Below are 6,783 nucleotides of genomic sequence, written 5' to 3'. Positions count from 1 at the left end.
GGCCGACGGTTCCCCTCGCGCGGGCCGGATCGGGGTTGCTCAGGCCGTTACGAGGGGCTCGAGGCGCTCGGCGCGGGGGTCGGGCGCGGACACCCGCAGCTTGTCGGCCTCTTCGTCCGTGTCGACGGACTGCGAGCGCCGCTCGGCCTCGACCCGCTCGACGTAGGTGCGGGCCTCCCGGTCCCGGGTCTCCTGGTCCCAGCCGAGCAGCGTCGCCATCTGGTCCGCGACCGACTCGGCGGACTCGGCGCCCCGGTGCGCGTACTCGATCGAGATGCGCGTCCGCCGGGTCAGCACGTCGTCGAGGTGCAGTGCGCCCTCGTAGGCCACCGCGTACGCCACCTCGACCTTGAGGTAGTCCGGCGCTCCCGGGACCGGTTCGAGCAACGACCGGTCGTCATCGCTCATCGCGAGCAGCCCGTGCAGCAACGAGCCGTAACGGTCCAGCAGATGCCGGATGCGGTGCGGGTGCAGCCCGTGCAGCAACCCGAGCTGCTCAGCCTGGTTCACGAGCGCGTAGTACCCATCGGCGCCGACGAGGGGGACCCGGTCGGTCACCGACGGCGCGACGCGGATCGGGATGTCCTCGGCGGCGGCGTCGAGGGCATCGGCGGCCATGACGCGGTAGGTCGTGTACTTGCCGCCGGCGATGGCCACCAGACCCGGCATGACCCGGGACACCGCGTGCTCGCGGGAGAGCTTGGAGGTCTCTTCCGACTCACCGGCCAGGAGGGGACGAAGCCCGGCGTACACGCCCTCGATGTCGTCGTGGCTCAGCGGCGTCACCAGCACGGAGTTGACGTGCTCGAGCAGGTAGTCGAGGTCCGCGCGCGTGGCCGCCGGGTGGGCCAGGTCCAGATTCCAGTCGGTGTCGGTGGTGCCGACGATCCAGTGGTTGCGCCACGGGATGACGAAGAGGACCGACTTCTCGGTCCGCAGGATCATCCCGGTGTCTGAAGGGATCTTGTCCCGGGCGACGAGGAAGTGCACGCCCTTGGACGCCTTGACCCTGAAGCGGCCACGGGTGCCGGCCGCGTGCTGCATCTGGTCGGTCCAGACGCCAGTGCAGTTGACGACGACGGACGCCCTGACGTCGATCTCCTCCCCGGTCTCCACGTCGCGGACCCGCACGCCGGCGACCCGGTCCACCTCGTGCAGGAAGTCCACGACCTGGGTGGAGGTGCGCACGACCGCGCCGTACTGCGCCGCGGTGCGGCCCACCATCATCGTGTGGCGGGCGTCGTCTGCCTGCGCGTCGTAGTAGCGGATGGCGCCGACCAGCGCATCCCGCTTGAGGGCGGGCGCCATCCGCAACGCGCCCGACCGGGACAGCTGCTTCTGGTGCGGAAGCGAGCTCCTCCCGCCCATCGTGTCGTAGAGGGTGACACCCGCCGTCACGTACGGCCGTTCCCAGTGCTTGGTCAGCGGATAGAGGAAGCTCACCGGCTTGATCAGGTGGGGGGCGAGCCGGGTCATGTTCAGTTCGCGCTCGCGCAGCGCCTCACGCACCAGGCCGAAGTCGAGCTGTTCGAGGTAGCGCAGTCCACCGTGGAACAACTTCGACGACCGGCTCGACGTCCCTGACGCCAGGTCGCGGGCCTCGACCAGCGCGACCTTCAGGCCCCGTGTGGCGGCGTCGAGCGCGGCGCCAGTTCCGACGACGCCGCCGCCGACGACCACCACGTCGAACTGCTCGGAGCTCAAGCGTTCCCAGGCCTGGGCCCGCTCCGATGGACCGAGGCGGGCGGGCTCGACGACGGCGTGGAGCGCATCCGCCCCCGGCTCGGCCTCGGAGCGGTGCGAAGCGCTCGTGGATCTCCCGGCCATTGCGACCTCCTCCTGCGACGGTCGGCCTGCTGGGCGGAGGCGCTCGGGGTCTCGACCCGACGCGTCACCACCCGACTCCGACGAGTGCCCCCGGGACGAAGCTACGCACGCGGACCGCGAGCCGCATCACGTCCGTCCGTGCCTGGCCTCCACCCCACCGCCCTCGACCGTGCCCTCCCGGGTGATCGTGCTGTCCGAATCCCCGCTACGGCCCGGTGGTGGCGGCGGCTCGTGACCGCCCTCCGCCTCGGCGCGGGCGTCGAGGACCTGGCCGATCACGAAGTCGTACACGAGGATCCCGATGACGGCGCCGACAAGTGGACCCACGATGGGTACCCACCAGTAGTTGTCGAAGTACGTCCCGGCGCCCGGGAAGGCCAGCCCACCCCAGCCCTCTAGGTAGGTCCACAAGCGCGGACCGAGGTCGCGCGCAGGGTTGATGGCGTAACCCGCGTCCGTCCCGAAACTGAACCCGATGCCGACGACGACCAGCCCGATGATGAACGCTCCGAGGTTGCCGGTCGGCGCCTGGTTGCGTTGGTCGATGATCGCCGCGATCAGGGCGACCAGGAGCGCGGTCCCCACGATCTGGTCCAACAGTGGCCCCCACAGGCCACCGGCGTAGTACTTGGCCGGGAAGGTCGCGAAGATGGCGAACGTGTCCTGCGAGGCAGCTCGCGAGGCGATGCCCTTGGTCGCGTTGTACGCGTTGATGGCCGGGGAGTAGACCGCGTAGATGAGCGCGGCGGCGACGAACGCGCCCACCAGCTGTGCGAGCCAGTAGGCCGGGACCTTCCGCCACGGGAACCCCCGCCGGACGGCGAACGCCAACGTGACGGCGGGGTTGATGTGCGCGCCGCTGATGCCGCCGGCGACGTAGACGCCGAACACGACGCCCAGTCCCCAGCCCCACCCGATGATGACCCAGTTGGCCGCGCCGAAGTCCCCGGTCTGGCGGCCCGACCCCGGGAGACCCACGACGGCGACCGCCACGCACCCGAGTCCGAACATGATGAGGACGAACGTCCCGAGGAACTCCGACAACATCTCCCCGCCGGTCCCGGATCGCCACCGGCTCGGCGTACGCGTCGTTGCCACCATGCCTCCTGCGTCGACGACCTGCGGATACGCCTGCGGGCGCTCCGTCCCGTTGTGAAGACAAGGCAAGCCCTGAGTGTGACCTTCGTCAACCCCTTGCGGCTTCGGCGCAGGTGATGAACGGTCTGCGCGAGGAGGGCGGCTGCGCCCACGGCGAGCAGGGAGGCAGGGGATGACCCAGTACGTCGCGGCGATCGACCAGGGCACGACCTCGACCCGGTGCATGATCTTCGACCACTCCGGGCGCGTGGTCGCCGTCGACCAGCTCGAGCACCAGCAGATCTTCCCGAAGGCCGGGTGGGTCGAGCACGACGCCGCGGAGATCTGGGGCAACACCCGCCAGGTCTGCGGAGGCGCCCTCGCCCGGGCCGACCTCGACGCGTCGAGCATCGCCGCCGTCGGGATCACCAACCAGCGCGAGACCACCGTCGTGTGGGACAAGTCCACCGGCGAGCCCATCTACAACGCGATCGTCTGGCAGGACACCCGCACGCAGGAGATCTGCGATGAGCTCGGGGCGCTCGGCGGCGGCGCCGAGCGCTATCGCGCGAAGACGGGCCTGCCGCTCGCCACCTACTTCGCCGGGCCGAAGGCGCGGTGGATCCTCGACCAGGTCGACGGGGCGCGGGAGCGCGCGGAGCGCGGCGAGCTGGCGTTCGGGACCATGGACACCTGGGTGCTGTGGAACGCCACCGGCGGCACCGAGGGCGGGCTGCACGTCACCGACCCGACGAACGCCTCGCGCACGCTGCTGATGAACATCGACACGCTGGAGTGGGACCCGGAGCTCTGCGAGGAGATCGGCGTCCCGCTGGCGATGCTGCCGGAGATCCGGTCGTCGTCGGAGAACTACGGCCCGATCCGCGCCCGCGGCACGTTCCGCGACGTCCCGGTGGCCGGCATCCTCGGCGACCAGCAGGCGGCGAAGTTCGGGCAGGCCTGCCTCGAGGTCGGCGAGGCCAAGAACACCTACGGCACCGGCAACTTCGTGCTGCTCAACACCGGCACGGAGAAGGTCGAGTCGAAGAACGGCCTGCTCACCACGGTCTGCTACAAGATCGGTGAGAAGCCGCAGGTCTACGCGCTCGAGGGTTCGATCGCGGTCACCGGCTCGCTCGTGCAGTGGATGCGCGACAACCTCGGGATCATCTCCTCCGCGCCGGAGATCGAGGACCTCGCCAAGACGGTCGACGACAACGGCGGCGCCTACTTCGTGCCCGCCTTCTCCGGCCTGTTCGCGCCGTACTGGCGCTCGGACGCCCGCGGCGTCGTCGTCGGCCTGACCCGCTACGTCAACAAGGGGCACCTCGCGCGGGCGGTGCTGGAGGCCACGGCGTTCCAGACCCGCGAGGTCATCGACGCCATGAACGCCGACTCCGGCGTCCCGCTGACCACGCTCAAGGTCGACGGCGGGATGGTCGGCAACGAGGTGCTCATGCAGTTCCAGGCCGACCTGCTCGGTGTCGAGGTCGTCCGCCCGGTGGTCTCGGAGACGACGGCGCTGGGCGCGGCCTACGCGGCCGGCCTCGCCGTCGGGTTCTGGGAGTCCGAGCAGGACATCCGCGACAACTGGGCGCAGGACAAGGTCTGGGAGCCGTCGATGGACCCGGCCGAGCGCGACCGCCTCTACGCGGAGTGGAAGAAGGCGGTCACGCGGACGTTCGACTGGGCGTAGCGCGGAGCGCATGTGAACGGATGTGGTCGCTCTGGCGGCCACATCCGTTCACACAGCCGTCAGTCTCGTCGATGCGGAAGCGGACAGCGTCATGTGAACGGATGTCGCGGCCAGAGCGACCACATCCGTTCACATGGCCGTAGGCCTAATCCAGGTCGTCGTGCTGCATCAGGCGGCGACCGGCCTCGGTGACCGAGCCGGACAGCGACGGGTAGATCGAGAACGTGTGGGCGAGGTCGTCCACCGTGAGGTTGTTCTGCACGGCCATGGCCAGCGGCAGGATCAGCTCGCTCGCGACCGGCGCCACGATGACGCCGCCGATGACGACGCCCGTCGCCGGGCGGCAGAACACCTTGACGAAGCCCCTCGAGACGGCGGACATCTTGGCGCGGGGGTTCGTGCCCAGCGGCAGCAGCACCTCGCGCGCGGCGAACTCGCCGGACTCCACCTGCTTGTGGCCGATGCCGACGGTGGCCACCTCGGGGCGGGTGAACACCGCCGAGGCCACGGTCTTGAGCCGCAGCGGGCCGACGCCCTCGCCGAGGGCGTGCCACATCGCGATCCGGCCCTGCATCGCGGCGACGGAGGCGAGCGGGAGGAGCCCGGTGCAGTCACCGGCCGCGTAGACCCCGGGGACCGAGGTGCGCGAGACGCGGTCGACGTCGATGTGGCCCGACTCGCGGAGCTCGAGCCCGATCTCCTCGCACCCGAGGTCGCTGGTGTTCGGCACCGACCCGACGGTCATCAGCGCGTGCGAGCCGATCACCTCGCGGCCGTCGGACAGCGTGACCCGGACGCCCTCCTGGGTCGCGACGACCTTGTCTGCCCGGGACCGCGGCTCGATCGTCACGCCCCGCTCGGTGAAGACCTCCTCCAGCGTCGCCGCGGCATCCGGGTCCTCGTGCGGGAGCACCCGGTCGCGGCTGGAGATCAACGTCACCGGCACGCCGAGCTCGGCGTACGCGGAGACGAACTCCGCGCCGGTGACACCGGAGCCGACGACGACCAGGTGCTCCGGGAGGGACTCGAGGTCGTAGAGCTGGCGCCAGGTCAGGATGCGGCGGCCGTCGGGCACCGCGTCGGGCAGGACGCGCGGCGAGGCCCCGGTGGCGATGAGCGCGACGTCGGCGGTGACGACCTCGCTGTGCCCGTCGCCGTGGGTGATCTCGATGTCGTGGGTGGCGCTGTGGATGTCGCTGCGGCGGAAGCGCCCGCGCCCCTCGCAGACCCGGACGCCGGCGCGCTCCACCGTCGCCTTGATGTCCGCCGACTGCGCGAGGGCCAGGTCCTTGACGCGGCCGTTGACGCGCGGCAGGTCGACGACGGCGTCGTGGGACTCGACGTCGATCCCCATGTCGGCGTTGCCCCGGAAGCCCGCGCGCACACCGGCCGAGGCGATGAAGGTCTTCGACGGCACGCAGTCGTAGGCCACGCAGTTCCCGCCGAAGCTGTCCTCCTCGACGAGGACGACGTCGGCCTCGTGCTGGGACGCGACGAGGGCCGCCTCGTACCCGGCCGGGCCGCCGCCGAGGATGACGATGCGGGTCATGGGACGTCCTCCGTGGTGAGTGGTGGCTCCGGGACGGGTGCGCGGCGGCGGGTGGTTGGGGTCGGGGGGTGGTGCTCGGGTGCCCGATGGCGCCGGTCACGGACCATCCTGCCCGTTCGGCGCCCCGGGCGTGGTTCCGACGTCGGTCACCCCACGTCGTCGTGGATACCCTGTCCGCCGTGCCGCTCTACGCCGCCTACGGGTCGAACATGGACCCCGCGCAGATGATGCAACGCGCGCCCCACTCCCCCGTGTCGGGGACCGGCTGGCTCGAGGGGTGGCGGATCACCTTCGGGGGCGAGGACCTCGGGTGGGAGGGCGCGCTGTCCACCGTGGTCGAGGACCCCACCTCGCGGGTGTTCGTGGTGCTCTACGACGTCAGTCCCCTCGACGTCGACGGTCTCGACCGCTGGGAGGGCGGCGAGCTCGGCATGCACAAGAAGCTGCGGCTGCGCATCCAGACCATGGACGGGCCGCAGCTGGCGTGGGTCTACGTGCTCGACGCGTACGAGGGCGGCCTGCCCTCCGCCCGCTACATCGGGGTGCTGTCCGACGCCGCCGAGGCCGCCGGCGCCCCGGACGACTACGTGCGGGCGTTGCGCGAGCGCCCCTGCCGTTCGGTGGGGCCCGGCAC

Annotated in this window: 5 protein-coding genes; 2 read left to right on the top strand and 3 right to left on the bottom strand. The window is 71.0% G+C overall.

What is annotated here, in order from left to right; all coding sequences use genetic code 11:
- Window positions 1-39: 39 nt before the first annotated feature.
- Window positions 40-1,827 (bottom strand): glycerol-3-phosphate dehydrogenase/oxidase, encoded by a 1,788-nt coding sequence (locus tag AC0CYZ_RS16045; RefSeq protein WP_472217061.1) that lies wholly within the window; start codon window positions 1,825-1,827, stop codon window positions 40-42.
- A 126-nt stretch (window positions 1,828-1,953) separates the two neighbouring features.
- On the bottom strand, window positions 1,954-2,874 hold the full coding sequence (locus AC0CYZ_RS16040) for an MIP/aquaporin family protein (RefSeq protein ID WP_472217059.1): 921 nt from the start codon (window positions 2,872-2,874) through the stop codon (window positions 1,954-1,956).
- 223 nt (window positions 2,875-3,097) lie between these two features.
- On the opposite strand from AC0CYZ_RS16040, the gene glpK reads away from it, so the two are divergent.
- Window positions 3,098-4,600, top strand: coding sequence for a glycerol kinase GlpK (gene glpK / locus AC0CYZ_RS16035; protein WP_472217057.1), 1,503 nt, complete (start codon window positions 3,098-3,100; stop codon window positions 4,598-4,600).
- Between the two features lie 145 nt (window positions 4,601-4,745).
- Here glpK and AC0CYZ_RS16030 read toward each other — a convergent pair whose 3' ends face one another.
- The gene (locus AC0CYZ_RS16030; protein ID WP_472217055.1) at window positions 4,746-6,149 is read right to left on the bottom strand and encodes an NAD(P)H-quinone dehydrogenase; all 1,404 of its coding nucleotides are present in this window, start codon (window positions 6,147-6,149) and stop codon (window positions 4,746-4,748) included.
- A gap of 179 nt (window positions 6,150-6,328) precedes the next feature.
- On the opposite strand from AC0CYZ_RS16030, the gene AC0CYZ_RS16025 reads away from it, so the two are divergent.
- The coding region (locus AC0CYZ_RS16025) for a gamma-glutamylcyclotransferase family protein (protein ID WP_472217063.1) at window positions 6,329-6,783 on the top strand (455 nt) is incomplete at its 3' end.

The sequence above is a fragment of the Actinomycetospora sp. genome (assembly GCF_055612215.1).
Note: the sequence above shows the minus strand (reverse complement) of the source record. Positions and strands in the feature narration are given on the sequence as shown.

What these genes read in the sequence shown, in the direction of transcription:
- AC0CYZ_RS16045 (WP_472217061.1), bottom strand. Translation starts at nt 1,827, where the DNA reads ATGGCCGGGAGATCCACGAGCGCTTCGCACCGCTCCGAGGCCGAGCCG.
- AC0CYZ_RS16040 (WP_472217059.1), bottom strand. Translation starts at nt 2,874, where the DNA reads ATGTTGTCGGAGTTCCTCGGGACGTTCGTCCTCATCATGTTCGGACTC.
- glpK (WP_472217057.1), top strand. Translation starts at nt 3,098, where the DNA reads ATGACCCAGTACGTCGCGGCGATCGACCAGGGCACGACCTCGACCCGG.
- AC0CYZ_RS16030 (WP_472217055.1), bottom strand. Translation starts at nt 6,149, where the DNA reads ATGACCCGCATCGTCATCCTCGGCGGCGGCCCGGCCGGGTACGAGGCG.